The organism is Blastococcus sp. HT6-30, assembly GCF_039729015.1.
Lineage (GTDB): Bacteria > Actinomycetota > Actinomycetes > Mycobacteriales > Geodermatophilaceae > Blastococcus.
This window is the reverse complement of record NZ_CP155792.1, coordinates 174137-201129: the sequence shown is the minus strand read 5'-3', so window position 1 is coordinate 201129 and position 26993 is coordinate 174137. Positions and strand designations below refer to the sequence as shown.

Below are 26993 nucleotides of genomic sequence, written 5' to 3'. Positions count from 1 at the left end.
CGCTGGGCTGCTCCGGAGCCGGCCTTCGGCCCGCCCCGACGAATCGCTTCGCGATTCGTCGGGGCGCCTAAGGTCGGGGCATGCGTGCGGTGACGATCAGCGAACCCGGTGGCCCCGAGGCGCTCGGCTGGGGCGAGGTGCCCGATCCGGTCTGCGGCCCCGGCGAGGTGGTCATCGACGTCGTCGCCACGGCGGTGAACCGCGCCGACCTGCTGCAGCGGCAGGGCTTCTACCCGCCGCCGAGGGGCGCCAGCGTCGTCCTGGGCCTGGAGTGCAGCGGCGTCGTCAGCGAGGTCGGCGAGGGCGTCACGAGCTGGTCGGTCGGCGACGAGGTGTGCGCCCTGCTGGCCGGCGGCGGCTACGCCGAGCGGGTGGCCGTTCCCGCCGTCCAGGTCCTGCCGAAGCCGTCGGGCGTGGAGCTGGCCACCGCGGCCGCCCTGCCCGAGGTGGCCTGCACGGTCTGGTCGAACGTCTTCATGCTCGCCGGCCTCCAGCGCGGCGACTCCTTCCTGGTGCACGGCGGCTCCAGCGGCATCGGCACCATGGCGATCCAGCTGGCCGCCCGCGCCGGCGCCCGGGTGTTCACCACCGCGGGCACCGCCGCGAAGCTCGACGTCTGCCGGGAGCTGGGCGCCGAGGTTGCCGTCAACTACCGCGACGAGGACTTCGTCGAGCGGGTGCGGGAGGCGACCGACGGCCGGGGCGTCGACGTCGTCCTCGACAACATGGGCGCGAAGTACCTGGCCCGCAACGTCGACGTCCTGGCCGACGGCGGCCGGCTGGTGATCATCGGCATGCAGGGGGGCGCCAGGGCGGAGCTCGACATCAACGCGCTGCTGCGCAAGCGCGGCTCGGTGCACGCCACCGCGCTGCGCTCGCGGCCGGCGACCGGCCCCGGCGGCAAGGCCGACATCGTCGCCGCCGTGCGGCACGACGTGTGGCCCGACGTCGAGCGCGGAGTCGTGCGGCCGATCGTCGACCGGCGGCTGCCCATGTCCCGGGCCGCCGAGGCCCACCGGGTCGTCGAGGCCAGCGAACACGTCGGCAAGGTCCTGCTGCTCGCCGATCGCTGAGGGAGGATCCCGCGGCTAACGGGGGCGCAGCCCGGCGACGGCGTCGACGATCCGGCCGACCTCGTCGGCGGTGTTGTAGTGCATGAGGCCCAGGCGCACCGCTCCCCCGGTCTCGTTCACGCCCAGGGCGTCGAAGAGCTCGCGGGCGTAGAAGTCGCCGTCCCACGCGCAGATGCCCGCCCGGGCCAGCTCCGCGGCGACCTGGCGCGGGCGCATGTGCGCGACGGTGAACGACAGGGTAGGGGTGCACCGCTCCGGTTCACCGAGCACCTGCACGTGCCGCATCGCGCGCAGCGCCTGGTCCAGCCAGTCGAACAGGTCGCCCTCGTGCCGGGCCACGGCGGCCATCGAGGCGCGCAGCCGGTCACGCCGCGTGCCCCCGGCCGCGCAGAGCCCGGCCAGGTGGTCGACGGCGGCGCTCACCCCCGCGTAGAGCTCGTAGGGGGGCGCGCCGGTCTCGAACCGGTCGGGCACCCGGTCCGACGAGGGCAGCAGCTTGTCCGGCCGGAGGTGCTCCAGCAGGTCGGGGTCGGCCACCACGGCGGCGACGTGCGGCCCGCACCACTTGTAGGCCGAGACGGCCAGGAAGTCCGCCCCCAGTGAGGCCTTGTCGAGGAAGACGTGCGGGGCGGCGTGGACGGCGTCGACGTAGACCAGCGCACCGACCGCCTGCGCCTGGGCGGCGATGTCGGCGACATCGGGCCGCGTGCCCAGCGCGTTGCTCGCGGCGGTCACGGCCACCAGCCGGGTCCGGCGGTTCAGCAGCTCGGCGTACTGCCACGCCGGCAGGTCACCGGTCTCGATGTCCACCTCCGCCCAGCGCACCTGCACGCCGGCCGTGGCGGCCAGTTGCACCCACGGCCGGATGTTCGCGTCGTGGTCCAGCCGGCTGAGCACGATCTCGTCGCCGGGGCGCCAGGTGCGGGCCAGCGCGCGGGCCATCCCGTAGGTCAGCGTGGTCGTGCTGGGCCCGAGCAGGACGCCGCCGGCCCGGCCGCCCACGAGGTCGGCGACGGCCGCACGGGCCCCGGCGACCAGCGCCTCCGCCCGCCCCGATGCGGGGAACACCCCGCCTCGGTCGGCCACCGGCATGCGCATCACCGAGCCGACCGCGTGGGCGACGTTCTCGGGCACCAGCGACCCGGCCGGCCCGTCGGCGTGCACGTACCCGTCGGAGAGCGCCGGGAAGAGGCCGCGCACCCGCGCGACGTCCAGCCGGCCCTCCCCCGTAGCCATGCGCCGCACCCTAGTGGCCCGCCCGGCCCCGCCTCCGGGGCGTGCCGGTGTCACGCCCCCGCGACCCGCTGTCCCCGGCGGGGGGCAGGATGGAGGGCATGACGGCACCGGAGAACGGCAGCGAGCGTCCCCAGCAGGTGGTCGTGGTGGGTCCCGACGGGCGTCCGGTCGGCACCGTCCCGATGCCCAAGGGGGCCGACGACGACGGCGACGGCGATGGCGGCATGAACGTCGGCGAGCTCGTGGAGCAGCCCGCGAAGGTCATGCGGATCGGCACGATGATCAAGCAGCTTCTCGAGGAAGTCCGGGCCGCTCCCCTGGACGACGCCAGCCGCAACCGGCTGCGCGACATCCACGCCTCCTCGATCCGGGAGCTCGAGCAGGGGCTCGCCCCCGAGCTGCGTGAGGAGCTGGCCCGCATCACGCTGCCCTTCAGCGAGGGCGAGACACCGTCGGACGCCGAGCTGCGGATCGCGCAGGCGCAACTGGTCGGCTGGCTCGAGGGCGTCTTCCACGGCATCCAGACGGCGCTGTTCGCCCAGCAGATGGCCGCCCGCGCCCAGCTGGAGGAGATGCGCCGCAAGGCACTCCCCGGCGGCCACGCACCCGGCCACCAGGGTGACTTCCGGCCCGGGGGCGGCCAGTACCTCTGACACGGGCCGGCGGTCGCCCCGCCGGGTGACCGCCGGTCTGGTCGCGGGCGCCGCCGAGTGCTACAGAGAGGTGAGGAAGGCGGCGACCCCGTCGTCGTCGTTGCCGCCGGTGACGTCGGTGGCGGCGGCGAGCAGATCGGGGTGCGCGTGGGCCATGGCGACGGCGCGGCCGCCGCCGTCACGCACCCACTCGAACGCGGCGATGTCGTTGGGCATGTCGCCGAACACGACCACGTCCTCGGGGCCCACACCGTGCCGGGCGGCGACCTTCGCCAGCCCGGTGGCCTTGGTGACGCCAGGTGCGGAGATCTCGGCCAGCGCGTCGGTCGAGGAGCTGGTGACCGTGGCGCGGTCCCCCACGACCTCGTCCACCAGCTGCACGAAGGCGTCGCGGGTCATCGATTCGTGCCGGGCCAGCAGCTTGGCCACGGGGGCGACGGTCATCTCGTCCAGCGTCGCGGCGGCCACGCCGGGGGCGTCGACGTCCCAGCGCGGGCGGTAGACCGGCTCGTGGCGGAACTCCCACCCGTACTCGACGGCGAACCAGATGCTCGGCCGGCGGGCGCGCAGCTCCGCGGTGATCGTCCGCAGGGCGTCGGGCTCCAGCGGCGCCTCGTCGACGATCTCCATGGGTTCGAGGTCGAGCAGCACCGCGCCGTTGCAGCAGACGGCGGTGCCGTACCGGAGCACCTCGCGGATGCCGTGCATCCAGCGCGGGGGGCGGCCGGTGGCGAGCACCAGCGGCACGCCGTCGGCGCGCCAGCGCTCCAGCTCCGCGACGGTGGCCGCGCTCACCGACTCGTCCCGGCGCAGCAGCGTGCCGTCCATGTCGCTGGCGATCAGGCGGGGGCGCCAGTCAGACACCGAGGACCTCTTCCAGGTAGCGGGCGACCCCGTCGGCGCGGTGACCGCTGGTCAGGTGGGCGGCGACGGCGCGCACCGCGGGGTGGGCGTTGGCGACCGCGACCGCCCGGCCACCGGCCTCGGCGACGGCGGTCAGCATCGGGAGGTCGTTCGGCATGTCGCCGAAGACGAGGACGTCGCCGAAGTCGACCCCGTGACGCTCCAGCGCGATCGCCAGGCCGGTGGCCTTCGTGATGCCGGGCGGCAGGACCTCGATGAAACCGAGACCGGCGTGGGTGAGCTCGGCAGCAGCCGGGTCGACGACCGACCGGGCGCGGGCGAGCAGCTCGTCCTGGCCGAGGGCGGGCGCGCGCAGGAAGACCTTCAGCACGGCCTCCGGCGGCAGCACCTCGTCCTTGGCCAGCAGCTGCGCGTCCTCCGGGTAGGGCCAGTCGAAGCCGTGCTGCACCCGCAGCGCGCCACGCGCCTCGCCCTGCTGGGCGGCGTCCTCCACCGCGATCACCAGGTCGCCGGTCACCGACTCGATCCGCTCGATCACGGCCATGGCCTGCGCCCGGGGCAGGGCGACGGTGCGCAGCACCTCGTCCCGCTCCAGGTCGACGACGAACCCGCCCTGCGCGAGGACGGCGACACCGCGGCCGTCGAGGGCGGCCCGGACGCTGTCCAGCAGCCGCGGGCCGCGGCCGGTCACGCCGACCACCGGGATGCCGGCGTCCCAGCAGGCGGCCAGTGCCGCGCGGGTCCGCGGGCTCACCTCGCCTGCGGCGTCGAGCAGCGTGCCGTCGAGGTCGGTAGCCACGAGCTTGGGCCGCCACGGGCCCAGATCGCCCAGCTCGACGACCTGGTCGGCGCCGGGCAGCACGCCGTAGGCCTGCAGCGCCTTCGGCGGGCGTGCGCTCATGCTCATGCGATGGGCGGCGGGGTCGGCGCCGCCAGGGTCATGCCCGGCGTCAGCGCCTCGACGCCGCCGAGCCACGGGCGCAGCGCGACCGGGACGTGCACCGAGCCGTCGGCGCGCTGGTGCACCTCCAGCAGGCACGCGATGGTGCGGGCGATCGCGCACAGCGTGCCGTTGAGCGTGGCGGCCGTCTGCGTCCTCCCGTCGTCGTCGCGGTACCGGATGTTCAGCCGGCGGGCCTGGAACGTCGTGCAGTCCGAGGTGCTGGTCAGCTCCCGGTAGGTGCCCTGCGTCGGGAACCACGCCTCGATGTCGTACTTGCGGGTGGCGCTGATGCCGAGGTCGCCGGCGGCGATGTCGACGACGCGGTAGGGCAGCTCCAGCGCCTGGAGGAACTCCTCCTCCCAGGCCAGCAGCCGCAGGTGCTCGGCGGCGGTGTCCTCGGGCCGGGCGAAGCTGAACATCTCGACCTTGTCGAACCAGTGCACCCGGATGATGCCGCGGGTGTCCTTGCCGTAGGACCCGGCCTCGCGGCGGAAGCAGGACGACCAGCCGGCGTAGCGCCTCGGGCCCTGCGACAGGTCGAGCACCTCGTTCTGGTGCATCCCGGCCAGCGCGACCTCGGAGGTGCCGACGAGGTACAGGTCGTCGCGCTCGATCCGGTACACCTCCTCGTCGTGCTCGCCGAGGAAGCCGGTGCCCTCCATGGCGCTGGGCTTGACCAGCGCCGGGGCGATGACCGGGGTGAACCCGGCGGCGACCGCGCGGGAGATGGCCAGCTGCGCGAGCGCGAACTCCAGCAGCGCGCCGGGGCCGGTGAGGAAGTAGAACCGGGAGCCGGAGACCTTCGCCCCGCGCTCCATGTCGATGGCGCCGAGCCTCTCGCCGATCTCGATGTGGTCGCGCACCGCGAAGTCGTAGGAGGGCACCTCGCCGACCGTGCGGAGGGTGACCGCGTCGTCCTCACCGCCCGGCGGCACCTCGCCGGCCACCACGTTGGGGATCCGGACGTGCACGTCGCGGAGCGCGGCGTCGGCGGCGCGCTGCGCCTCCTCCGCCTCCTTCACCTCGGCCGCGAGCGCCCTGGCCCGCGCCAGGACGGCGGGCCGCTCCTCCGGGGACGCCTTCTTCACCGCCTGCGAGGCGCTCTTCTGCTCGGCGCGCAGGTCGTCGCCCCGCTTGACCGCCTCCCGCCGGGCCACGTCGGCGGCGAGGAGCGCGTCGACGAGGAACTCGTCGGCCCCCCGAGCGCGCTGGCTGGCACGGACGAGGTCGGGGTTCTCGCGCACGAGCCGGAGGTCGATCACGACCTGATCGTAGGTGCCGCACCGACGGGGTCCGCGGTGTGCGCCGGGCGTCGCAGGAGCCGGCGTCCACTCCGGGTCCGATCGACGCGGGGGGCCGGCGATCGACCGGTCCGGACCGCACCTCCGGGTGCTGCCGCCCCGTCCCGACGTCCTCCCCGGCACAGTCGGTCTCTGCTTCCCACCGGGAGCAGAGACCGACTGTGCGCAGGACACCTCTGGCCCGCCCGGCCGATCGGGGACAATGGCCGCCATGCGCTTCCTGCAGCGGCCCTCGCACGACCTGACCTACTCCGACGTCTTCATGGTGCCGGCGCACTCGACGGTCGGGTCGCGGCTCGAGGTCGACCTGACCACCCCGGACCGGGTCGGCACCACGATCCCGATCGTCGTCGCCAACATGACCGCGATCTCGGGGCGGCGCATGGCCGAGACGGTCGCGCGGCGAGGCGGGCTCGCCGCGCTGCCGCAGGACATCCCCGTCGACGTCGTCGCCGAGGTCGTCTCGTGGATCAAGACCCGGCATCCGGTCTACGACACGCCGATCACCCTGTCCCCCACCTCCACGGTGGGCGAGGCGCTGTCGCTGCTCACCAAGCGCGCGCACGGGATCGTCGTCGTGGTCGAGGGCGGCTCGCCCGTCGGCGTCGTCACCGACGGCCAGTGCCAGGGCGTCGACCGGTTCAGCCAGCTCTCCGAGGTGATGACCCGCGAGCCGCTCACCATCCCGGCCGGCACCGACCTCACCAAGATCTTCGACGTGCTCTCCGGTGAGCGCGTCAGCGCCGCTCCGGTGACCGACGGCGACCGGCTGGTCGGCGTCATCACCCGCAAGGGCGCGCTGCGCTCGTCGCTGTACACCCCGGCCGTGAACGGCGAGGGCCACCTCCTCACCTCCGCCGCGGTCGGGATCAACGGCGACGTCGCCGGCAAGGCCGGCGCCCTGCTGGCCGCGGGAGTGGACGTGCTGGTGGTCGACACCGCGCACGGGCACCAGGAGAAGGCGATCGAGGCGCTGCGCGCGGTGCGCTCGGTCGCCGGCTCGGCCCCGGTCGTCGCCGGCAACGTGGTGACCGCCCAGGGCACCCGCGACCTGATCCAGGCCGGCGCCGACGTCGTCAAGGTCGGTGTCGGGCCCGGCGCCATGTGCACCACGCGGATGATGACCGGCGTCGGCCGGCCGCAGTTCTCCGCCGTCGAGGAGTGCGCCGCCGAGGCGCGCTCGCTGGGCAAGCACGTCTGGGCCGACGGCGGCGTCCGGCACCCCCGGGACATCGCCCTGGCGCTGGCCGCCGGGGCGGCCAACGTGATGGTCGGCTCCTGGTTCGCCGGCACCTTCGAGAGCGCCGGCGACGTCCACGAGGACGGCGGCCGGCTCTACAAGGAGTCCTTCGGCATGGCGTCGGCGCGCGCGGTCAAGGCGCGGACGGCGACCCAGTCGGGCTTCGAGCGGGCGCGGGCCGGCCTGTTCGAGGAGGGCATCTCCTCGTCGCGGATGTACCTGGACCCGCAGCGTCCGGGGGTCGAGGACCTGATCGACCAGATCGTGGCCGGCGTGCGGTCCTCGTGCACCTACGCGGGCGCGCGCACCGTCGACGAGCTGCACGAGCGCGCCGTCCTGGGGGTGCAGAGCCCGGCCGGCTACGACGAGGGCCGGCCGCTGCCGACCAACTGGTGAGGCCACTCCCCGTCCCGGTCTTCGAGGGGCTGGTCGCCGACGCCCTCGACGAGGTGCCGGCGGAGTTGATGGCCCTGTTGGACAACGTCGTCGTCCTGGTCGAGGACCGGAACCCCGAGGAGCCCGAGCTGCTGGGGCTCTACGAGGGCTACGCGCTGACCGAGCGCGGCTGGGACTACGGCGGCTCGCTGCCCGACCGGATCATGATCTACCGCGAGGCGATCTGCGACATCTGCGAGACCGAGGACGACGTGGTCGGGGAGGTCACGATCACCGTCGTCCACGAGATCGCGCACCACTTCGGCATCGAGGAGGACCGCCTGCACGAGCTCGGCTGGGGCTGAACGGCGGAGCGGTAGCGTGTGACGACGTGCCCGAGAACTCCGCCCACGGCAAGCTGCCGATCAAGATGCTGCACGACCGCATCCTCGTGGCACGGCGCACGGAGGACGGTGACCGTCGCTCCAGCGGCGGCATCCTCATCCCGGCCACCGCCCAGGTGGCCAAGCGGCTGGTGTGGGGCGAGGCGAAAGGCGTCGGGCCGTCCGTGCGCCAGGTGAAGGTCGGCGACCAGGTGCTCTTCTCCCCCGAGGACCAGCACGAGGTCGAGGTGCACGGCGAGGACCTGATCATCCTGCGCGAGCGCGACGTGCACGCCGTCGCCGCCGAGCGCATCGAGGAATCGACCGGCCTCTACCTCTGACGACCGCTCGTCGGGGAGCTCGTCCTCGCGCCGTTCGTGCACATACGGTCGTCCCGCCTGCCGTGAGACCACCGTTCGTGCACGAAGGGTGGTCTGCCCAAGGTCAGGACTCCGGCGGATCCGGCATGCGGGCGTGCTCGACGACGACGTCGGTCATCTCCACCAGGAACCGGCGGACGACGGCGAGCTCCTCGGGCGTGTAGCCCTCCATCGCGGCGGCGAGGTCGCGGGCGAGCCCGCCGAAGTGCTCGACGCCGGCCGCCATCGCGGTGTCCGACATCTGCAGCACGACCCGCCGGCGGTCCTCGGCGTCCCGGTCACCCGGCGCATCGTCGACGAGCTGCGCGCCCGCCTGGGCTGACCGCCGTCAGCCGGCGACGAGGACCCGAGGTCAGCAGGGCGGCGAACGCTCAGACCTCGCCGGCGCGCACGCGGGTCAGCCAGGTCGCGGCCTCGGCGAACGCCGCGTCGGACGACTCGTCGGGCACCGCCCGGTTCTCCCGGCCGTCGGTCCGGGGGTAGGAACCGAGGAAGCGGACGTCGTCGCACACCCGGTGCAGGGCGGCCAGCGCCTCCCCCACCCGGGAGTCGGCGACGTGGCCCTCGCAGTCGAGGGAGAACGAGTAGACGCCGAGCCGCTGCCGGGTCGGGCGCGACTCGATGCGCGTCAGGCTGATGCCGCGGACGGCGAACTCCCGCAGCAGCTCCAGCAGGGCGCCGGTGCGGTCGCCGACCACTGCGGTCAGCGACGTCTTGTCGTTGCCGGTCGGCGCCGGCAGCGCGCCGGGGGGCTGCACGAGCACGAACCGGGTGACGGCGCCCGCCTGGTCCGCGACATCGTCGACGAGGGCCTCCAGCCCGTAGCGCTCGGCGGCGATCGCCGCGCAGACCGCCGCGTCCACCTCGCCCGCGGCCACCGCGGCCGCTGCCGCCGCGGTGGAGTTCGTCGGCAGCGGGGTGGTTCCGGGCAGCAGCTCGGCCAGGCGCCGGGCGGTCTGCGCGAGGGCGTGCGGGTGGCTGGCGACCGACCGGACGTCGGGCAGCGCCGTGCCCGGTCGGACGGCCAGGACGAACGCCACGTCGAGGAAGACCTCGCGGGTGATCAGCAGGGGCTCGCCGTCGGCCAGCCCGTCCATGGTCGCGGGCACCGAGCCCTCGACCGAGTTCTCCAGGGGGACCAGGGCGGCGTCGGCGTTCCCCGTCCGGACGGCGGCCAGCGCCGCGGTGACACTCGGGTGGGGGTCCCGCCGTCCCTCCGGAGTGGCAATCGCCCTGCTCAGAGCCGCTTCGGCGAAGGTACCCTCGGGCCCCAGATAGGCGAACCGCGTCGGAGACGGACTGGGTGGCATCCCGGGCATCCGACGAGGGTAGTGCGCACATCACGAGGCGGTCGCCCCACCCGGGGAACGGGTGCGGGGGCCGAATCACCGGCCCCCGTGGCCGCCTGGCCCGGAGTGGAGGACGCGTGACCCCCGGCCCGGCCCGTATCGCCCCCGGCGCGCTCCAAGCTGCGCTGTGGCGGCTGCTCGACGCCAGCGACCGGGAGGACCCCGCCCCCTTCCTCGCGCTCGCCGACGACACCGCCGGCGCCTTCGCCGCGACCGGCGAGCCGACCTGGACCGCCTGGGGCCACGCGCTGGACGCCCGGCGGGCGATGGTCGACGGCGACGAGGACGGCCGCGCGGCCGGGGTGGCCGCCGCCCGGGAGCTGCTGGACCGGTGTCCGGTGTCGTCGGAGACAGCCCTGCTGATTGCCTACCTCGCCCACATCGAGATGACCACCGACCACCTCGACCACGCGATGCTGCTGTCGGTCGACGCCAGCCTGCTCACCGACGGGCCCTCCGCGCAGCCCTCCCGCGCCCTGCTGCAGGCGCACCGCTGGCTGTCGATGACGCTCTCGGGCCTGGACCTGGAGGAGCTCGCCGTCGCGCACGCCATCCGCGGGCACCAGGTGGCCGCCGCCCTGCCCGACGTCGGCGACCGCGGGCGGCTGCTGCTGCTCACCGCGCGCCAGCACGTCGAGCTCGCCCAGACGTTGCGCCGCCGGGGGGAGACCGGGCGCGCCGCCGAGCTGGCCGGCCAGGCCATCGCCCACGCCACCGAGGCGCGGAGCCTGGACTGGGACGCCGAGCAGGCCGACGCCGACCTGCTGGACGTGGTGCAGGCCTGGGCGCTCATGTGCAGCGGCGACCTCGACGCCGCGCTGGGGCCGCTGCGGCGCGTCCGCCGCTCGCTGCAGCGCGAGGGCGGCCTGTGGCTGCGCGGCTACACCGACCTGGTGCTCGCCCGGCTGCTCACCGCCCTCGCCCGGCGGGACGGGGACACCGCCGTGGGCGAGGAGGCGATCGATCTGCTGGTCGGGGCCTCGGGGGCGTTCGCCGCCACCGGCGACCGCCGCCGTTACCGGCAGACCCTGCTGGAGCTGGGGCAGGACAACGCCGACCTGGGCCGCCCTGCCGAGGCGCTGCACTGGCTGGAGGCCTACCGCGCCGACACCGGCCGCTCGCACGCCCGGGGCCGACAGCTGTGGGCGGAGATGTTCGTCCGCCGCAGCCGGCTGCGCGAGGCCGAGCGCCAGGCGGCGATGCTCCGCCGGCACGCCCTCGAGGACCCGCTCACCGGGCTGGGCAACCGGCGCAGCGCCGAACGACGGCTCGGCGCGCTGCGGATCGGCGAGGAGCCGCTGTCGCTGGCCGTCGTCGACGTCGACCGTTTCAAAGAGGTAAACGACGACACCTCGCACACCCACGGCGACGCCGTGCTCCGCCGGGTCGCCGACCTGCTGCGGGAGCACAGCCGCACCGGTGACGAGGTCTACCGCTGGGCCGGTGACGAGTTCCTCGTCGTGCTGCCCACGGCGACCGAGGCGCAGGCCGTCGTCGTGATGGAGCGCCTCCGGTCGGCCGTCGCCGAGGCCGACTGGACCGACCTGCAGCTGTCCGGGCCGGTCACGGTGAGCATCGGCGTCGCGACCGCCCCCGCTGTGCCCGACGGGCAGCCGGGCACCGTCATCGGCTGGCGGGCGCTGTTCGACACCGCGGACCTGCACCTGTTCTCCGCGAAGCGCCTGGGCCGCAACCGGGTGCGCGCGCACGGCCCCGCCGACTCCGCTCCCGCGGACCGCGGGGCGAGTGCGTGAGCGGGCTCGCGCGCTCAGCAGGGGACGCCGCAGGAACGCGGTCGACGAGCGCCGGCGAGGAGAGCAGGTGAGCATCCCGCACGCGTGGGACGGGAGAGACGGGACGGACGGAGGACGGCGCGTTCCCGGTCACCTACTCGAAACTGTCCGTGACGACATGCAGAGTGCGCTCGTGCCACCGGGAGCCCTGCACCACCGGGTGACCGCCGCCCTCAGCAACTGGCAGCTCGACGACGCCGAGCAGCTGCTGGCCGGGGGCGAGCGCGATCCCTCGCCCTACGTCGCCGCCGCTCCGGCCGCCGACGCGCCCGACGGCGCCCCCGTTCCGCTCGGCCGCGCCTGGGCCGACACCCTGCGCGCCGAGCTGCTGGTGCGCCGGCTGCGCGTCGCCGGCTTCACCCTGGTCGGGGACCCGGTGTCCCCCGACTCCCCCGCCGAGCCGGCGCTCGACCTGCACGCCGGGGTCGCCGAGCTGATCGACGGCCCCGGGCAGGCCGACGGCGCAGACGCCGACCCCCGTGCTGAATCGGCCTCCCGCGCCGCGCTCGCCATCGCGCTGGTCCGTTCGGCCAAGGCCGCGTTCGACGCCACCGACGACGACCTGCAGCGGGCGGCGGGCCTGGCCCGGCACGCCCGCATCGAGCTGCTGTCGCGGCGCATCGACGCGGCCATGGACGAGGCCGTCGAGGCAGCCAGCCTGCTGGACCCGGCCCTGGCGCCCAGCACGCTGCTGGTCGACACCCTGAGCACGCTGGCCGGGGTCCTCGCCGACCTCGAGCTGATGCCGCTCGCGCTGGACTACCAGCGGCGGGCGCACGAGACCGCGCAGGCGGCCGCCGCCGACCCAGGGCTCCTGGGCCCCGACGACACCGACCCCGACGTGCTGGTCGCCGTCGCCGCCACCCGGCTCGGCGAGCTGTGCGCCGAGCTCGGCGAGGGCTTGCTCGACGACGGCGCCCCCGACTCGGCCGCGCCCTACTTCGCCGAGGCGCGGCACCTGGCCGAGCAGGCGCTGGTGCAGCTGCCGCCGGACGCCGAGGGCGTCGTCCCCGCGCAGATCGTGCACGGGTGGGCGCTGGTCGGCCTCGGCGAGCAGGCCGCCGCGACCGGTCCGCTGCGCGCCGCCGTCCGGCTGTCCGCGGCCGTCGCCGACCGGGACCGGCTGGCCTCGGCGCAGCTCGCCCTGGGCCGTGCCCTGCGCCGCCAGGGCGACGGCCGGGCCGGCGACGAGCACCTGGTGGCCGCGCTGGCCCTCGCGACCGAGCACGGCCTGCCCCGGCTGCGCCGGGCCGCCCTCCGGGAGCTCTGCACGCTGCACGCCGACCTGGACGACGCCGGCCGCGCACTGCCCTACCTGCAGGCCTACCTCGCCGACGAGCTCGACCGCGTCGACGAGCGGCGCACCCGCTGGGTGGAGCTGTTCGGCCGGCGCAAGAGCCTGCTGGAGACCGAGCGCGCTGCCGGGCAGCTGCGCCGGCAGGCCTACGAGGACCCGCTCACCCACCTGCCGAACCGGCGCTACGCCGAGGCGCGGCTGGACGGCCTGCTCGCCGCCGGCGACGTGCCCGCGCTGGCCGTCGTCGACGTCGACAACTTCAAGGCCATCAACGACGCGATCGGGCACCCCGGCGGCGACGCCGTGCTGCGGATGATCGGTGAGCTGCTGGTCGCCGGCGTGCGCGACACCGACGAGGTGTGCCGCTGGGCGGGCGACGAGTTCGTCATCCTCCTGCCCGAGACGACCGCCGAGCAGGCGGAGCGGGCGCTGGAGCGCATCCGCGCCTCGGTCTCCCGCTACCCGTGGTCCGAGCTCGGCCTCGAGGTGCCGGTGACGATCAGCGCCGGCATCGCCTCGGCCACCCGGGGCGACGACCGCAAGACGCTGTTCGCCGCCGCCGACGGCGTGCTCTACGACGCCAAGCGGAGCGGCCGCGACCGCGTCGTCCGGCTCTCGGCGCTGACCCAGACCCGGGCGTCCGGCGCTCCGCTCGACGTGCTCTCCGGCGGCGCCCCGCCGGTGGCCGCACCGGGCGGCGCCGGGCACGACGACGCGAGCCCCGAGCCGCCCGCTCCGGTGGACGACGTCGTCCGCGCCCTCGCGGCGGTGCGTGAGGAGGCCGCCGGCTTCGCCGCCCTGCTCGGGAACCCGCACCCTCCGCTGGGCACCGCGCGACCCGGCGAGCCGCTGCTGGCCCCGGTCCCGGTGGCCGCGGAGCCGGCCGGCGCCGTCGAGCCGGTGGTCGTCTGGGCCACCGGCCGCAGCACCGAGCAGGTGCTGGCGCTGGTCCGCGAGGCCCGCCGCGAGCACCGCGACCGCCCGGCACTGGTGCTGCGCGCCGCCGCCGACACCCTGGTGGCGCTCGCGACCGAGCACCAGGGGACCACGATGGACGTCGCGGCCATGGCGGCGGCGGTCGGCCCGGTGCCCGAGCCGGCCGGCCGCACGACGGTCCTGTGCGCGGGCGGCGCGGACACCCCGGTGGCCGCCGAGGTGGCCTTCGTCGCCCGGGTGGCCGGTACCGAGGTCGTGCGGGTCGACGACGTCGCCGGCCGGATCCGCGCCCTGGCCGAGGACCGGACGCTGTTCGATGGGGCCGACTGCGTCGTCGTCGTCGCCGGCATGGACGCCTCGCTGGCGACGGTCGTCGGTTCGCTGACCGACGTCCCGGTGATCGCCGTGCCCACCTCGGCTGCGCAGCCCAGCGCGTTCGGCGGGCTCGGCGCGCTGATGACGATGCTCAACTCGTCGGTGCCCGGCGTGGCCGTCAGCACGATCGACAACGGCTACTCGGCCGGGGTGTTCGCCGCCCGCGTCACGCGCCGCTCCGGCCGCTCCTGACCGACGCCCCACCGGTCACCGCCGGTCGCGCAGCCCGACGGCCACCGCGGGGACGACGGCCAGCACCAGGAGGGCCACCGCCGTCCACCCGCCGGTGGCCCAGGCGAGGAAGACCAGCAGCGACGCCAGCTCGATGCCGGCCCGGCCACCGAGGTGATGGTCGCCCGGTACGGGCCGCTGATCCGCCGCTGCAGCTCCGCCTCGGCGGCCACCAGCACGGCGAGGTAGATCCCGTACGCCGCGGTGAGCAGGATCGGGCGCCGCACGGCCAGGACCAGGCCCGTGTACCGCGACCCCTCCTCCTCGGGATCGCCGTCCGGCCGGGGCTCCGGTAAGCGCAGCGCCAGCGCCGCGGCGGCCAGGCAGGCGAGGACGCTGACCCAGCCGACGAGGCGGTAGTCGCCGAGGGCGTGCAGGCCGGTCGCCGCCAGCGCCGTCGGCACCTGAACCAGCAGCTCGGCCGCCGTCATGGCGCCGTTGACCCGGGCATAGGACTCGGCCGCGTCCACCTCGGCCAGCCCGTCGTGCACCAGCGCCTCCGCGGCACCCGAGGTGCAGGCCCCGGCGATCCCCCAGATCACGAAGCCGGCCAGGAACACCGCGAAGGAGGGCAGCGCGGTCCACAGCGCGAAGGCCGCCGCCTGCAGGCATCCGCCGAGCACCAGCGAGCCGCGCCGCGACCACCGGTCGGCCAGCAGGCCGGCCGGCACCTCGGTCACGAGCGCCGTGAGCGACCAGGTGGCGAACAGCAGCGACAGCTGGGCCTCGGACAGCCCGGTGTCGAGGAAGAGCAGCGCGTAGAGCGGGTACAGCGGTACCAGCTCCGAGAGCGCGGCCCAGCCCACGGCGAGCCGGGCGAGGGCCCGGGCCGGAGGCGGTACGGGATCGGATCAATGTCGGTGCACGGCCGGGACGGTAGCGGGGCCGGACGTCGTCCGCACCAGATGTGCGGCCCGGGGGCCCCACGGACTCGGCGCCGACCGCCGCGTGCGGAGCCCTCGGCGGCGGTCGCTATCGTCGACCGTCGACTGAGACTGCCCGAGCCCCGCCCGGCAGTGCCGAGCGAGGAGTGCATCCGTGATCTGGTCGGTCGTCCTGGCCGCGTTCGTCCTGGTGCTCCCGGTCGAGCTGCCCGACAAGACGCTGTTCGCCAGCCTCGTCCTCGCCACCCGGTTCCCGCCGCTGCCGGTCTTCGTCGGCGTCGGGACGGCGTTCGGCCTCCAGGTGGCGATCGCGGTCACCGCCGGCTCCCTGCTGTCCCTGCTGCCCGAGGCGCTGGTGACCGGGGTGGTCGCGCTGCTGTTCCTCGTCGGTGCGGTCGTCCTGTGGCGCAGCGCCGGCAGCGGCGCGGAGGACGGCGGGGAGACCGCCGACGCGCGCGAGCAGACGTCGTTCCTGCGCGCGGCCGCCATCTCGTTCGGCGTGCTGTTCGCCGCCGAGTGGGGCGACCTCTCGCAGCTGGCCACCGCCGGCCTCGCCGCCCGCTACGAGGAGCCGCTGTCGGTGTTCGTCGGCGCCTGGGCTGCTCTGCTGGTGGTCTCCGGCCTCGCGGTCTTCCTGGGCAAGAAGCTCGCCGACCGGCTGCCGATCGCGATCATCCGGCGGGTGGCCGCCGGCCTGTTCCTGGTGTTCGCCGTCGTCGCCGCCGTGGAGACCGTCCGCGCGCTGACCGGCTGAGCTACGGCAGGGTCGGGATCCAGTCGGCCACCGCGCGGCCGATCTCGTGCGGCGAGTCCTCCGGCACGAAGTGGCTGCCCGCGACGGCGACCTCGGTCAGGGCGGGCCAGCCGCGCACCAGCTCGCGCTGCCGGCCGACCAGGATCGACCCGGGGTCGGCGTCGATGAACAGCTTCGGGACGTCGCTGCCCGCCAGCCACCTCCCGTACCGCTCCACGCGCTCGACGACGGCCGCCGGCTCGCCCTCGATCGGCAGCTGGCGCGGCCACTCCAGCGTCGGCCAGCGGTCCTCGCGCTCGGCGAAGGGCGCCCGGTAGCGGTCGTGCGCCTCCGGGGAGAGCCCGCGGGCCACGGACGCCGGCAGGATCTTCTCGACGAAGACGTTCTTGTCCAGCACTGCGGCCTCGCCGTTCGGGCCGCGCATGAGCTGGAAGATGTTGCGGGCGTCGGCGGGCCAGTCCTCCCAGGTCACCGGCGTGACGATCGCCTCGGTGAAGGCGATGCCCCGCACCGCCTCGGGGTGGCGGGCGGCCCAGTCGAACCCGAGGCCCGAGCCCCAGTCGTGCAGGACCAGCGTGACGCGCCCGGTCGCCCCCACCGCGGCGAGGAAGCCCTCCAGGTAGGCGGCGTGCGTGGCGAAGTCGTAGGTGCCCGCGCCGGGCGTGGGGAGCTTGTCTGACTCGCCCATCCCGATCAGGTCGGGCGCGAGGCAGCGGCCGAGGTGCTGCACGTGCGGGATGACGTTGCGCCAGAGGTACGACGACGTCGGGTTGCCGTGCAGGAAGACGATCGGATCCCCCTCGCCGACCTCCACGTAGGCCATCTCGGCGTCCTGGACCTGCACGCGCCGGCGGGGGAACGGGTCGTCGGGGGAGATCTCGTCGGCCATGCTCCGATACTTGCATCCGGGACGTCGCCCCGCCGTCCCGGTCCCAGCGGTCCTCGCCTGGCGCCAGCAGTGCCAGGCGGCTGACCAGATCGCGCAGCTGCGGATCGAGCTCCGGCCACGGCACCTCGGGGGCGGCCGCCCGCAGGGTCACCATCCCGTGCAGCGCAATCCACAGCAGGTTGGCGTCCGCCTGCGGGGCGGCCTGGGTCCGCCGCGGCCTGTCCGCGCTCGGCGCCCCGGAGCTCCAGCACACCGCGCCGTGAGCGCCGCTGCTCACATCCGGAGGAGCAGCTCGCCGTGCAGCATCCCCCCAGAGCGGGGGTCCGGTCAGCCCTCCTCGGCGAGGACCTGCTCCGCCACCGGCACCGCGCGCTCGCGGTCCCCGGCCACCAGGCCGATGCGGGTGCGGCGGTCGAGCAGGTCGGCCACCGTCCGCGCACCCTCGTGCCGGACGGCGAACCGCAGCTCGCCCACCGTCTCGGGGCGGCCCGCCACGACCACGGCCGGGCCCAGTGCCTCCACCAGGGGGGCCTCGGTGCCGTAGCGGGCGACCAGGCGAGCGGGCGCCGCCACGCGGTCCAGCGCCGCCCGGGGCGCCGCCCCGACCAGCGGCAGCCGCGCGGTGGGCGAGCGCGCCGCGCCCCGCCCGAGCCGCGCCACCACGGCGTCCACGGCCTGCTCGGCCATCGCGCGGTAGGTGGTCAGCTTTCCGCCGACGACGGAGAGGACCGCTCCGTCCCAGGCCAGCAGGTGCTTCCGGGACAGGTCGGCCGTCGCGCCGTCCGGCCCCGTGCCCGCCCGTGACTGGACCAGCGGGCGGTAGCCGGCGTAGGCGCCGATCAGGTCGGCGCGGGTCAGCGGCTCGGTGAGCACCTGGTTCACCGTGTCGAGCAGCTGCTGCACCTCCGCGTCCGACGGCGCGGCGTCGTCGTCGGGCACCGGGCCTTCCACCGGCTCGTCGGTGAGCCCGAGGTGGACCAGCCCGTCGGGCTGCGGCAGCGCGAAGACGTACCGGGACCGCGATCCGGGCAGCGGCACCGTCAGCGCCGCCGACGGGGAACCCAGCCGCACGCCGGGCACCAGCAGGTGCGAGCCGCGCGAGGGCACCAGCCGGATGCCCGGCGCCAGCCGCTGGGCCCACACGCCGGCCGCGTTCACCACCACGCCGGCCCGCACGGTCAGCGGCCCCTCGCCGGTGGTCACGTGCACGTCGGCGTCGTCGACGCCGGTGACCGTCGCCCCGGTCAGCACCCGGGCTCCGTACGCGGCCGCAGTCCGGGCCAGGGCGACGACGAGCCGCGTGTCGTCGGTCAGCTGCCCGTCCCAGAAGACGACGCCACCACCGCGCCCCGGCCGGACGGCGGGCGTGCGGCGGGCGACGTCGTCGGCGCGCACCCGGCGGGTCGGGGGCAGCGACCCGCGCCCACCGGGCACCGAAACGCGGACCGCGTCGCCGAGCCGGCCGCCCAGCCCGGCCAGCGCGGTGACGTCGCGGCCGGCCGCGTCGGGCACCAGGAAGGGCAGCGGGCGCACCAGGTGCGGCGCCGTCGCGCCCATGAGGACGGCGCGCTCGCGGGCGCTCTCCCGCGCCAGCCCGATCTCGCCGTGCGCCAGGTAGCGCAGGCCACCGTGCACCAGCTTCGACGACCACCGGCTGGTGCCGGCCGCGAGGTCCGTGCGCTCGCACAGCAGCACCGACAGCCCGCGTGCCGCCGCGTCCAGGGCCACCCCGGCGCCGGTGACGCCACCGCCGACCACCACGACGTCGACGTCCCCGGTGGCCTCCGCGAGGTCGCGGACGCGGCGCGCGGACGAGAGGGAACCGATCACCTCGTCCTCCGGCGCTGCGGCACCGGCAGACTGTAGCGGTGCCCGAGCAGCCGGAACTGACGATCCAGGGCTGGGGCCCGCGCCCCACCTCCGCGGGGGACGAAGGGCTCGACGGCGCCCTGCCCAAGGCCGCGCGCCGGTACCTCGGCCGGGAGCTTGGCTGGGAACCCCGGGCCACGCCGCCCGCGCCGGTGGACGCGATCCGGCTGGCGCCCTGCCGGCTGCCCGAGGCGGCCCGCACGGCGCTGGCCGACCTGCTCGGCGAGGACAACGTGCGCACCGACCGCGAGTCGCGGCTGCGGCACGCGGGCGGCAAGAGCTACCTGGACCTGCTCCGCCGGCGGGAGGGCGACGCCTCCGACGCCCCCGACGCGGTGGTGCTGCCCGGCACGACCGAGGAGACCGCCGCGCTGCTCGCCCTGTGCGGTGAGCGCGGGGTCGTCGTCGTGCCCTTCGGCGGTGGGACGAGCGTCGTCGGCGGGCTGGCCGGGGTGGACCCCGACGACCGGCCGACGATCGCGGTCGACCTGGCCCGCATGTCCTCGGTGCAGTCCCTCGACGTGCCGTCGTCGCTGGTCACCGCCGGGCCGGGCATGCGCGGCCCGGCGCTCGAGCAGGCGCTCGACCGGGAGGGTCTGACCTTCGGCCACCTGCCGCAGAGCTGGGAGTTCGCCACTCTCGGCGGCTACGCGGCCACCCGCTCGGCCGGCCAGTCCTCCACCGGGGTCGGCCGGTTCGACGACCTGGTCGCCGGCCTCACCCTCGCGACGCCGGCGGGGGTGCTCGAGCTCGGCTCCCCGCCCGCCTCGGCCGCCGGCCCCGACCTGCTCGGCCTCGCGCTGGGCTCGGAGGGCACGCTCGGCGTGATCACCGAGCTGACGTTGCGCGTCCGCCCGAAGCCGCCGGCCAGCGCCTACGAGGGGTGGTCCTTCCGCACCTGGCCGGCCGGACTGGCCGCGCTCCAGGCGCTCGCCCGGCACGACCTGCTGCCCGACGTCGTCCGGCTCTCCGACGCCGACGAGACCCGCGCCAACCTCCTCATGGCCTCCGGGGCCGGGGCGAAGGCGCTGCGCGGGAAGCTCCGCGCCCGCAGGCGCGGCGACGGCTGCATGCTCGTGGTCGGCTGGGAGGGCGTCCCCGACCTGGTGCGTGCCCGGATGCGGGCGGCAGCCTCGCTGCTGCGCGACGGCGGCGCGATCCGGCTCGGTCGCACGGTAGGCCAGTCCTGGCGCAGGCACCGCTTCGAGGCGCCGTACCTGCGCGACCGGCTCCTGGACCGCGGCCTGCTGGTGGAGACGCTCGAGACCGCGGCCACCTGGACCGCGCTGCCCACCGTCTACGACGCGACCCGCCGGGCACTGCGCGAAGCGCTCACCCGTGGCGGTCACCCGCCGCTGGTGCTCAGCCACCTGTCGCACGGCTACCCGACCGGCGCCTCGCTGTACCTGACGGTGATCGCCGACCGCGACGACGCGCTGCCCATCCAGCAGTGGCTGTCCGCCAAGCGTGCGGCGACCGATGCGCTCCTGGCGGCCGGGGGCACGCTCACCCACCACCACGCCGTCGGCGCCGACCACCGCCCCTGGCTGGAGCGCGAGATCGGTCCGCTCGGCGTCGAGGTGCTGCGCGCGGTCAAGCAGAGGCTGGACCCGCAGGGCATCTGCAACCCCGGCGTCCTGCTCCCCGACTGAAAGAGGACCCCGTCCTCCTCATCCCTCGCACGCTCGGGACGAGCCTCGGGACGGGGCCGACGGCGGGCGCTGCAGCGGGGCCGCCGCTCGCTAGGCGGTGGTCGCGATGCCGCCGTCGACGGGGATGACCGCGCCGGTGACGTAGGCGCCGGCCCGCGAGGACAGGTAGACGACGACGCCGGCCATGTCGTCGGGGCGGCCGATCCGACCCAGCGGCGACTTCGCCGCGATCTCGGCTCCGAAGGCGTCGAGCGTGGCGGCCATCATCTTCGACTCGAACGGCCCCGGGGCCACGGCGTTCACGGTGATCCCCTTGGGCCCGAGCTCCTTGGCGAGCACGCGGGTGAGGTGGTGCAGCCCCGCCTTGCTCGCGGCGTAGGAGTAGGTCGGCATCGGGTTGACGTGCAGCCCGTCGATGCTGCCGACGTTCACGATGCGGGCCGGATCGCCGTCGGCCGCCGCGGCCTCGAGCTTCGGCAGGAAGGCGCGGGTGAGGAAGAAGGGCGACTTCAGGTTCAGGTCGAGCAGCTTGTCCCAGGCCGACTCGGGGAAGGTCTCCAGCGGCTCGCCCCAGGTGGCGCCGGCGTTGTTGACCAGGATGTGCACCCGCTCCTCCGAGCGGCCCACCTCCTCGGCGAGCCGGATGCATTCGGCCTCGGTGGAGAGATCGGCCGGGATCGAGACGGCGGTGCCGAACTCGGCGAGCTCCGCGACGGCGGCGTCCCCGGCCTCGGCCTTGCGGGAGCTCAGGTAGACCCTCGCCCCCGCCTGCAGCAGCCCCCGGGCCATCATCAGGCCGATGCCGCGGGTGCCACCGGTGACCACAGCCACCTTGCCGGTCAGGTCGAACAGGTCCACGGGTACCTCCGGTTCGGCGTCGCGGAGCCGTCGTCGGCACCGCCCCCGGCACCCTAACGAGGGTCACGACGGGCGGCGCCGGAGCCGGTTGTGCCAGCCTGACGACCGTGACCGGGTCCGCCGCGCCGTCGAGTGCGACCAGCGAGGTAGGTCCGCTGCGCACCGTGCTGCTGCACCGCCCGGGCCCGGAGCTGCGCCGGCTGACCCCGCGCAACAACGACCAGCTCCTCTTCGACGGCGTCCCGTCGGCGGCCCGCGCGCAGGAGGAGCACGACGCGTTCGCGCAGGCGCTCACCGACCGCGGCGTCGAGGTGCTGCACCTGGCCACCCTGCTCGCCGAGGTCCTCGCCATCCCGGCCGCACGGGCGGAGCTGATCGGGGCCGCCGTCGACGACCCGCGCCTGGGCGCGACCCTGCAGCGCGACACCACCCGGCACCTGGCCCGGCTGTCGCCGGAGGACCTCGCCGCGGCGCTGATCGCCGGCGTCGCCCACGACGAGCTGCGCGGGCACGGGCTGGCCTACGAGCTCATGGACCGCTCCGACTTCGTGGTCCCACCGCTGCCCAACCTGCTCTTCACCCGCGACTCGTCGGTGTGGATCGGCGAGGAGGTGGCGGTGACGTCGCTGGCGATGCCCGCCCGGCACCGGGAGAGCACCATCACCGCCGCCGTCTACACCCACCACCCCCGCTTCGCCGGCACCGAGCAGCTGTACGCCTCGAACCTGGAGCACCTGGAGGGCGGCGACGTCCTGCTGCTCGCGGAAGGCGTGGTGGCGGTCGGTGTCGGCGAGCGGACGACGCCCGGCGGGGCCGAGCGGCTGGCCCGCCGGCTGTTCGCGCGCGGGCTGGCGCGCACCGTGCTCGTGGTCCCGATCGCCCAGGAGCGGGCGACGATGCACCTGGACACCATCGCCACCATGGTCGACGTCGACGCGATGGTCATGTACCCCGCGGTGGCCGACTCGCTCGTCGCCTGGACCGTCCGGGCGGCCGGTGGCTTCCCCGCCGCCGACGACGACACTCCCGACCTCGCCGTCACCGGGCCGCAGCCGTTCGTGGTCGCGGCCGCGGCCGCCATGGGGATCGACGAGCTGCGCGTCATCGACACCGGCCTGGACCCGGTCACCGCCGAGCGCGAGCAGTGGGACGACGGCAACAACACCCTGGCGCTGGCGCCCCGGCTGGCGGTGGCCTACGAGCGCAACACCGTCACCAACGCCGCGCTCGAGGCGGCCGGCATCGAGGTCGTCCGGATCGCCGGCTCCGAGCTGGGCAGCGGCCGCGGCGGCCCGCGGTGCATGTCCTGCCCCATCTCCCGCGCCCCGCTCTGAGGGCAGCCCGGCGAGCCGCCGCGTGACGACCGGGGGACATCTCGCACCGGCGGGCGGCCGAGGCGACCGGGGCCATTACGCTCCCAACTTCCCGCGCCGGGCCCGGCGCCGGCGAAGGGACGATGCGGTGGCACGCACGGAGGCGGCACGGCGGACCGGGCGGATCGCGGGGATCGGCGGCGGGCTCGTCGGCTACCTGGTCTTCGTCGAGTTCACCAGCGGCGTCCTGCAGGGCTACTACGTCCCGCTGCTCACCGACATCGCCCGCTACCTCGGGGTCAACGACGCCGACGTCAACTGGCTCGAGGCAGCGCAGCTCATGCTCTCGGCCATCGCGGTGCCGGTGCTCGCGAAGCTCGGCGACCTGCACGGCCACCGCCGGGTGCTGCTCTGGTCCGCCGCAGTCGTGGCGCTGTCCACGGTGGTGCTGGCCTTCGCCCAGAGCTTTCCGCTGTTCCTGATCGCCTGGGCGCTGCAGGGGATGTACGTGGTCTGGCTGCCGCTGCAGGTGGCCCTGATCTGGGACCGGTCGCGCCGCACCCCGGGCGCCGCGGGCCAGACCCGGCGCGCGACCGGGCTGATCGTCGCCGCGCTGCAGGCCGGTGCCATCGTCGGGGCGCTGGCCGGCGGGCAGATCGGGCAGAGCCTCGCCGACTCGTTCTGGCTCGTCCTTATCGCGCCGCTGGTCCTGGTCGTCGGCGTCTGCGCCGTCGTCGCCCTCCGCGTGCCGGAGAGCGTGGACCGCCCCGGCGGCAGCATCGACGCCACCGGAGCCGCCCTGCTCAGCCTGGTGCTGCTGGTGATCACCGGCGGGCTGAGCTTCGTCCGCCTCAACGAGGACGCGGTGTGGCCCTGGGCGGTCACCGCGCTGGGGCTGCTGCTGCTGGTCCCGTTCGTGCGGTACGAGCTGCGCCGCGACGACCCGCTGGTCGACTTCCGGGTGCTGCGCAGCTCGTCGATGTGGCCGGTGCAGCTGACCGCCGGCCTGTTCGGCATCAGCGTGCTCGGCGCCCAGGGCCCGCTGTCGACCTTCGCGCGCACGGATCCGGAGGTCTACGGCTACGGGCTGGGGCTGTCCACCAGCGAGGTGTCCGTCGTCATCGGCGTGTACGTGATCTCCATGCTGGTCGGCGCCGGCCAGTTCTCCCGGGTGAGCCGGCTGACCACGCCCCGACGCACGCTGATCGGCGCCGCGACGCTCACCGGCATCGGCTACCTGCTGCTCGTTCCCTTCCACGGCACGCTCGCCCAGATGCTGGCCTGCATCGCGGTCGCCGGGCTCGGCTCCGGCGCGCTGGTCGCCGCGCTCCCCGCGGCTGCGGCCGCGGCGGCCCCGGTCGGCCGCACCGCGGTGGCCACCGGGCTGACCAACACCACGAAGGTGCTCGGCGGCTCGTTCGCCTCCGCCGCCTTCGCCATCGCGCTGGCCTCCAACGTCCCCCTGCTGCCCGATGGGTCGGCCGGCACCGCGGGGTCGCTGTCGGGCTACATCACGGTCTGGGTGGTCTGCGGCACGGCCGCGCTGCTCGCGGCGCTGGCGCTGCTCGTCGTCCCCAAGCTCGCCTTCTCCGACCCGCCGGCCGCCGCACCCGCTGAGGAGCTCCGGGCATGAAGCGAACCCTCGCGGCCGTCGCCGCCGCGGCGACCGCTACCACGACGGCCCGGCGGGTGGCCCGCTTCCGACCCGAGGACCGCGACGTCGTCCCGGTGGACCTCGCCGGCCTGGACGCCGACGCCGCCGCCGGGCGCCTCGCGGAGCTGATCCGCATCCCGACGGTCTCCTCGCGGAACCCCGCCGAGGTGGACCAGGAGGCCTTCGCGGCCTACCGCGCCCGGCTCGCCGAGCTGTACCCGCGCACGCACGAGGCGCTGGAGCGGGAGCAGTTGGGCGACGGTGCCCTGCTCTACCGCTGGCGCGGCGCCACCGACGAGCCGCCGCTGGTGCTGATGGCGCACTACGACGTCGTCCCCGTGGACGGGCAGCAGTGGAGCCGCGACCCGTTCTGCGGCTCGATCGAGGAGGGCTACGTGCACGGCCGCGGCGCCATCGACGACAAGGGGTCGATGGTCGCGATCCTTGAGGCGGTCGAGGCGCTGGCCGCGGACGGGTTCACCCCGCGGCGCGACGTCTACCTCTCGTTCGGCAACGACGAGGAGGTGGCCGGCGTCGGGGCGCGGCTGGCGGTCGAGGCGTTCACCTCCCGCGGCATCCGGCCCTGGGCCGTGATCGACGAGGGCGGCGCCGTGGTGACCGGCATGTTCCCCGGGGTGCCGGGGCAGGTCGCCGTCGTCGGGCTGGCCGAGAAGGGGCTGCTCGACGTCGAGCTGGTCACCACCGACGCCGGCGGGCACGCATCCTCACCGGTCCGCGGTGGTGCGCCGGCGCGGCTGGCGAAGGCGATCCTGGCGCTCGAGGAGGACCCGTTCCCCGCCCGGCTGCACGACGTCGTCCTCGGCATGATCGACGCCGTCGGCCGGCGGGCCCCGCTCGGCTACCGCGCCCTCTTCGCGCACGCCGCCCAGCTGCGGCCGGTGCTGGCCGAGGTGCTCGCCCGGGCGGGCCGGGAGGCCGGCGCCATGGTGCGGACGACCGTCGCGGTCACCCGGCTGGAGGGCAGCCGCGCCGCCAACGTGCTGGCCACCCGGGCGCTGGCGCACCTGAACATCCGGATCGCGCTGGGCGAGACGGTGCAGTCGACCGTGGATCGGCTGCGCCGCGTGATCGACGACCCGTCGGTGGAGGTCCGCGTCGTCTCGGGCAACGACCCCTCGCCGGTGTCACGGACCGACAACGAGGCGTACGCGCTGATCTCCTCGGCCGCCCGGGCGGCGTACCCCGACGCCGTCGTCGCGCCGTACGTGATGGTGCAGGCCAGCGACGCCCGGCACTTCAGCCAGATCAGCGACAGCGTCTACCGGTTCATGCCCTTCGACCTGAGCCGGGAGGAGCTGTCCGCGCTGCACGCCGCCGACGAGCGGATCTCCGTGGCCGCCCTGCACCGCGGCGCGGGCTTCTTCCGCCACCTGATCCGCAGCAGCTGAGCCGCCTGTCCGCCGCGACGGTCAGCGGGCGTCGCGCCGCCCGCGCCGGAGGTTCACCACCAGGACGGCGGCGGCGAGCGCAGCGGCCGCCAGCAGGAGCACCCGGTAGCCGCCGGCAGCTCCCCGAAGAACGACAGCACCCCGGTGACGCCGCAGACGAGCAGCACCGTGGCGGCGAGGAAGGTCAGTACGCTGCGGCCCCCGCCGGGCGGCGGCGCGAACGCCCCGGTCGCCGTGGCGTCGGCCGGGGGTCGCGCCTGCTCGTCCCGGGCGTGGGTCGATCGGCCATGACCGGCCGGTCAGCGCAGGGTGATCTGGCGGGACAGCAGGCCGGCCCGCGCGCGGCGCTCCTCAGTGGTCAGCGGCGCGGTCTCGGCGAGCGCCTCGTCCAGCCGGGCCTGGAACTCCGTCGCCGGGGTGATCCACTCCTCGGCGGGGATGTCGGCGGGCAGGTCCCACACCGGGACGACGAGCCCGTGCGCGCGGAACGCACCGGCGTACCGCGTGCCCTCCCCCAGCAGGATCTGCTCGGCCGCGGAGAGGCGGGCCAGCGCGTCGAGCAGCTGCTCCTCCTTCTCCGGCCGCACCCAGCGCAGGTGCGCGCGCTCGTTGCCGGGGCGCACCCAGTAGGCCGCCTCCAGCCCCTCGAGCCGGACGGTCGGCAGGATCGCCTCGTTGGCCTGCTGCAGCCCCGCACGGGCCGCGGCACCGGGCTCGGTGCCCTCCAGCCAGAAGCCGAAGTCGTCGTGGACGGTCACCTCCAGCGGCGCGGTCAGGTCCAGGACCTCCTGCAGCCGGGGCCCGGCCGAGCCGGCGCCGCCGATGGGGCCCGGGTCCACGGGAGCACCGGCGGGGGCCTCCAGGGCGGCCGCGACGGCGGTGCCGAGGTCCCGGCTGACGTCGTCCGACGACGTCTGCAGCTGGCAGCCGACGAGGATCTCGCCGTTCGCGCGCACCAGTGCAGGCGCGCCGCCGGGCAGGACACTGGCCAGGGTCAGCTCGCGGCCGTCGGCCGCCTTGAGCTTCGCCGTCGCCGCCGGGACCAGCTCGCGCAGCGCCACCCAGTCGGCCTCGCCGGGCAGGCCCTCGAACGGACGGATGACGGCGGGCGCGTACCCGGAGCCGTGGCAGTGCTTGTAGCGGCGGCCGGATCCGCAGGGGCACGGGGCCTTCGGGTTGACGCCGTCCTCGGCGGCGGCGGCGGCGGAGGAGGAGCGCTTGCGGGAAGCCATGCGGAAAGCGTATGCGGCGGCTCGCAGCGGCCCGCCGCGAGCCTGCGAGC

General features: G+C 75.5%; 23 protein-coding genes. 12 read left to right on the top strand and 11 right to left on the bottom strand.

Translation table 11 applies throughout. The annotated features are described in order from the left end of the window. Positions 1–80: 80 nt before the first annotated feature. Positions 81–1073 carry an NAD(P)H-quinone oxidoreductase gene (locus ABC795_RS00920; protein WP_347058930.1) on the top strand — a complete coding sequence of 331 codons (993 nt, stop codon included), beginning with the start codon at positions 81–83 and terminating at the stop codon, positions 1071–1073. A gap of 15 nt (positions 1074–1088) precedes the next feature. On the opposite strand, the gene ABC795_RS00915 is transcribed toward ABC795_RS00920, so the two are convergent. Then, the gene (locus tag ABC795_RS00915) at positions 1089–2309 is read right to left on the bottom strand and encodes a cysteine desulfurase-like protein (RefSeq protein ID WP_347058928.1); all 1221 of its coding nucleotides are present in this window, start codon (positions 2307–2309) and stop codon (positions 1089–1091) included. Positions 2310–2407: 98 nt separating this feature from the next. On the opposite strand from ABC795_RS00915, the gene ABC795_RS00910 reads away from it, so the two are divergent. Further along, positions 2408–2962 carry a bacterial proteasome activator family protein gene (locus ABC795_RS00910; RefSeq protein WP_347058927.1) on the top strand — a complete coding sequence of 185 codons (555 nt, stop codon included), beginning with the start codon at positions 2408–2410 and terminating at the stop codon, positions 2960–2962. Positions 2963–3022: 60 nt separating this feature from the next. Here the strand turns inward: ABC795_RS00910 and ABC795_RS00905 are convergent, their stop codons facing one another. The 3 genes from ABC795_RS00905 to serS are packed head-to-tail and all read right to left on the bottom strand — an operon-like array spanning position 3023 to position 6031. Continuing rightward, positions 3023–3826: an HAD family hydrolase gene (locus tag ABC795_RS00905; RefSeq protein ID WP_347058926.1), complete on the bottom strand. Its 804-nt coding sequence runs from the start codon at positions 3824–3826 to the stop codon at positions 3023–3025. Next, positions 3819–4727, bottom strand: coding sequence for an HAD family hydrolase (locus ABC795_RS00900; protein WP_347058925.1), 909 nt, complete (start codon positions 4725–4727; stop codon positions 3819–3821). Before ABC795_RS00900 ends, ABC795_RS00905 begins: the two co-directional genes overlap by 8 nt. 2 nt (positions 4728–4729) lie before the next feature. Further along, complete coding sequence (gene serS / locus ABC795_RS00895) at positions 4730–6031, bottom strand: serine--tRNA ligase (protein ID WP_347058923.1); 1302 nt, start codon at positions 6029–6031, stop codon at positions 4730–4732. A gap of 250 nt (positions 6032–6281) precedes the next feature. On the opposite strand from serS, the gene ABC795_RS00890 reads away from it, so the two are divergent. From ABC795_RS00890 to ABC795_RS00880, 3 genes are read left to right on the top strand one after another with little or no spacing between them, the layout of a single operon-like run. Further along, positions 6282–7706, top strand: coding sequence for a GuaB1 family IMP dehydrogenase-related protein (locus ABC795_RS00890; RefSeq protein ID WP_347058922.1), 1425 nt, complete (start codon positions 6282–6284; stop codon positions 7704–7706). Next, positions 7703–8050 carry a metallopeptidase family protein gene (locus tag ABC795_RS00885; protein ID WP_347058920.1) on the top strand — a complete coding sequence of 116 codons (348 nt, stop codon included), beginning with the start codon at positions 7703–7705 and terminating at the stop codon, positions 8048–8050. Before ABC795_RS00890 ends, ABC795_RS00885 begins: the two co-directional genes overlap by 4 nt. Positions 8051–8076: 26 nt before the next feature. Next, the gene (locus ABC795_RS00880) at positions 8077–8409 is read left to right on the top strand and encodes a co-chaperone GroES (protein ID WP_347058918.1); all 333 of its coding nucleotides are present in this window, start codon (positions 8077–8079) and stop codon (positions 8407–8409) included. A 103-nt stretch (positions 8410–8512) separates the two neighbouring features. Here ABC795_RS00880 and ABC795_RS00875 read toward each other — a convergent pair whose 3' ends face one another. Together ABC795_RS00875 and pheA are read right to left on the bottom strand one after the other, a co-directional pair. Then, positions 8513–8698: a hypothetical protein gene (locus tag ABC795_RS00875; RefSeq protein ID WP_347058916.1), complete on the bottom strand. Its 186-nt coding sequence runs from the start codon at positions 8696–8698 to the stop codon at positions 8513–8515. A gap of 121 nt (positions 8699–8819) precedes the next feature. Further along, the gene (pheA, locus tag ABC795_RS00870) at positions 8820–9767 is read right to left on the bottom strand and encodes a prephenate dehydratase (protein WP_347058915.1); all 948 of its coding nucleotides are present in this window, start codon (positions 9765–9767) and stop codon (positions 8820–8822) included. 107 nt (positions 9768–9874) lie between these two features. Between pheA and ABC795_RS00865 the strand changes: the two genes are divergently transcribed. Together ABC795_RS00865 and ABC795_RS00860 are read left to right on the top strand one after the other, a co-directional pair. Next, on the top strand, positions 9875–11551 hold the full coding sequence (locus ABC795_RS00865) for a diguanylate cyclase (protein WP_347058913.1): 1677 nt from the start codon (positions 9875–9877) through the stop codon (positions 11549–11551). A gap of 172 nt (positions 11552–11723) precedes the next feature. Further along, a complete protein-coding gene (locus tag ABC795_RS00860) occupies positions 11724–14390 on the top strand; it encodes a diguanylate cyclase (RefSeq protein ID WP_347058911.1) in 2667 nt (888 codons plus the stop codon). On the opposite strand, the gene ABC795_RS00855 is transcribed toward ABC795_RS00860, so the two are convergent. After that, positions 14336–15235, bottom strand: a complete 900-nt coding sequence (locus tag ABC795_RS00855; RefSeq protein ID WP_347058909.1) for an MFS transporter — start codon at positions 15233–15235, stop codon at positions 14336–14338. The genes ABC795_RS00860 and ABC795_RS00855 overlap by 55 nt on opposite strands. A gap of 232 nt (positions 15236–15467) precedes the next feature. On the opposite strand from ABC795_RS00855, the gene ABC795_RS00850 reads away from it, so the two are divergent. Next, positions 15468–16067 (top strand): TMEM165/GDT1 family protein, encoded by a 600-nt coding sequence (locus ABC795_RS00850; protein ID WP_347058907.1) that lies wholly within the window; start codon positions 15468–15470, stop codon positions 16065–16067. Position 16068: 1 nt separating this feature from the next. Here ABC795_RS00850 and ABC795_RS00845 read toward each other — a convergent pair whose 3' ends face one another. After that, a complete protein-coding gene (locus ABC795_RS00845; protein ID WP_347058905.1) occupies positions 16069–16956 on the bottom strand; it encodes a haloalkane dehalogenase in 888 nt (295 codons plus the stop codon). A gap of 327 nt (positions 16957–17283) precedes the next feature. Further along, positions 17284–18786 (bottom strand): glycerol-3-phosphate dehydrogenase/oxidase, encoded by a 1503-nt coding sequence (locus ABC795_RS00840; protein ID WP_347058903.1) that lies wholly within the window; start codon positions 18784–18786, stop codon positions 17284–17286. Between the two features lie 38 nt (positions 18787–18824). Here ABC795_RS00840 and ABC795_RS00835 point away from each other — a divergent pair, with 38 nt between their 5' ends. Further along, positions 18825–20477: an FAD-binding oxidoreductase gene (locus tag ABC795_RS00835; protein WP_347058899.1), complete on the top strand. Its 1653-nt coding sequence runs from the start codon at positions 18825–18827 to the stop codon at positions 20475–20477. 90 nt (positions 20478–20567) lie between these two features. Here the strand turns inward: ABC795_RS00835 and ABC795_RS00830 are convergent, their stop codons facing one another. Further along, a complete protein-coding gene (locus tag ABC795_RS00830) occupies positions 20568–21335 on the bottom strand; it encodes an SDR family oxidoreductase (protein ID WP_347058898.1) in 768 nt (255 codons plus the stop codon). 107 nt (positions 21336–21442) lie between these two features. Here ABC795_RS00830 and ABC795_RS00825 point away from each other — a divergent pair, with 107 nt between their 5' ends. From ABC795_RS00825 to ABC795_RS00815, 3 genes are all read left to right on the top strand, one after another. Beyond that, positions 21443–22669 (top strand): arginine deiminase, encoded by a 1227-nt coding sequence (locus ABC795_RS00825; protein WP_347058896.1) that lies wholly within the window; start codon positions 21443–21445, stop codon positions 22667–22669. A 127-nt stretch (positions 22670–22796) separates the two neighbouring features. Next, positions 22797–24281 (top strand): MFS transporter, encoded by a 1485-nt coding sequence (locus tag ABC795_RS00820; protein WP_347058894.1) that lies wholly within the window; start codon positions 22797–22799, stop codon positions 24279–24281. Next, the gene (locus ABC795_RS00815; protein WP_347058893.1) at positions 24278–25711 is read left to right on the top strand and encodes a M20/M25/M40 family metallo-hydrolase; all 1434 of its coding nucleotides are present in this window, start codon (positions 24278–24280) and stop codon (positions 25709–25711) included. The genes ABC795_RS00820 and ABC795_RS00815 overlap by 4 nt, the downstream gene beginning before the upstream one ends. 299 nt (positions 25712–26010) lie before the next feature. Here ABC795_RS00815 and ABC795_RS00810 read toward each other — a convergent pair whose 3' ends face one another. Continuing rightward, a complete protein-coding gene (locus ABC795_RS00810) occupies positions 26011–26943 on the bottom strand; it encodes a DUF5926 family protein (protein WP_347058891.1) in 933 nt (310 codons plus the stop codon). Between the last annotated feature and the right edge of the window lie 50 nt (positions 26944–26993).

What these genes read in the sequence shown, in the direction of transcription:
- ABC795_RS00920 (WP_347058930.1), top strand. Translation starts at nt 81, where the DNA reads ATGCGTGCGGTGACGATCAGCGAACCCGGTGGCCCCGAGGCGCTCGGC.
- ABC795_RS00915 (WP_347058928.1), bottom strand. Translation starts at nt 2,309, where the DNA reads ATGGCTACGGGGGAGGGCCGGCTGGACGTCGCGCGGGTGCGCGGCCTC.
- ABC795_RS00910 (WP_347058927.1), top strand. Translation starts at nt 2,408, where the DNA reads ATGACGGCACCGGAGAACGGCAGCGAGCGTCCCCAGCAGGTGGTCGTG.
- ABC795_RS00900 (WP_347058925.1), bottom strand. Translation starts at nt 4,727, where the DNA reads ATGAGCGCACGCCCGCCGAAGGCGCTGCAGGCCTACGGCGTGCTGCCC.
- ABC795_RS00890 (WP_347058922.1), top strand. Translation starts at nt 6,282, where the DNA reads ATGCGCTTCCTGCAGCGGCCCTCGCACGACCTGACCTACTCCGACGTC.
- pheA (WP_347058915.1), bottom strand. Translation starts at nt 9,767, where the DNA reads ATGCCCGGGATGCCACCCAGTCCGTCTCCGACGCGGTTCGCCTATCTG.
- ABC795_RS00845 (WP_347058905.1), bottom strand. Translation starts at nt 16,956, where the DNA reads ATGGCCGACGAGATCTCCCCCGACGACCCGTTCCCCCGCCGGCGCGTG.
- ABC795_RS00815 (WP_347058893.1), top strand. Translation starts at nt 24,278, where the DNA reads ATGAAGCGAACCCTCGCGGCCGTCGCCGCCGCGGCGACCGCTACCACG.
- ABC795_RS00810 (WP_347058891.1), bottom strand. Translation starts at nt 26,943, where the DNA reads ATGGCTTCCCGCAAGCGCTCCTCCTCCGCCGCCGCCGCCGCCGAGGAC.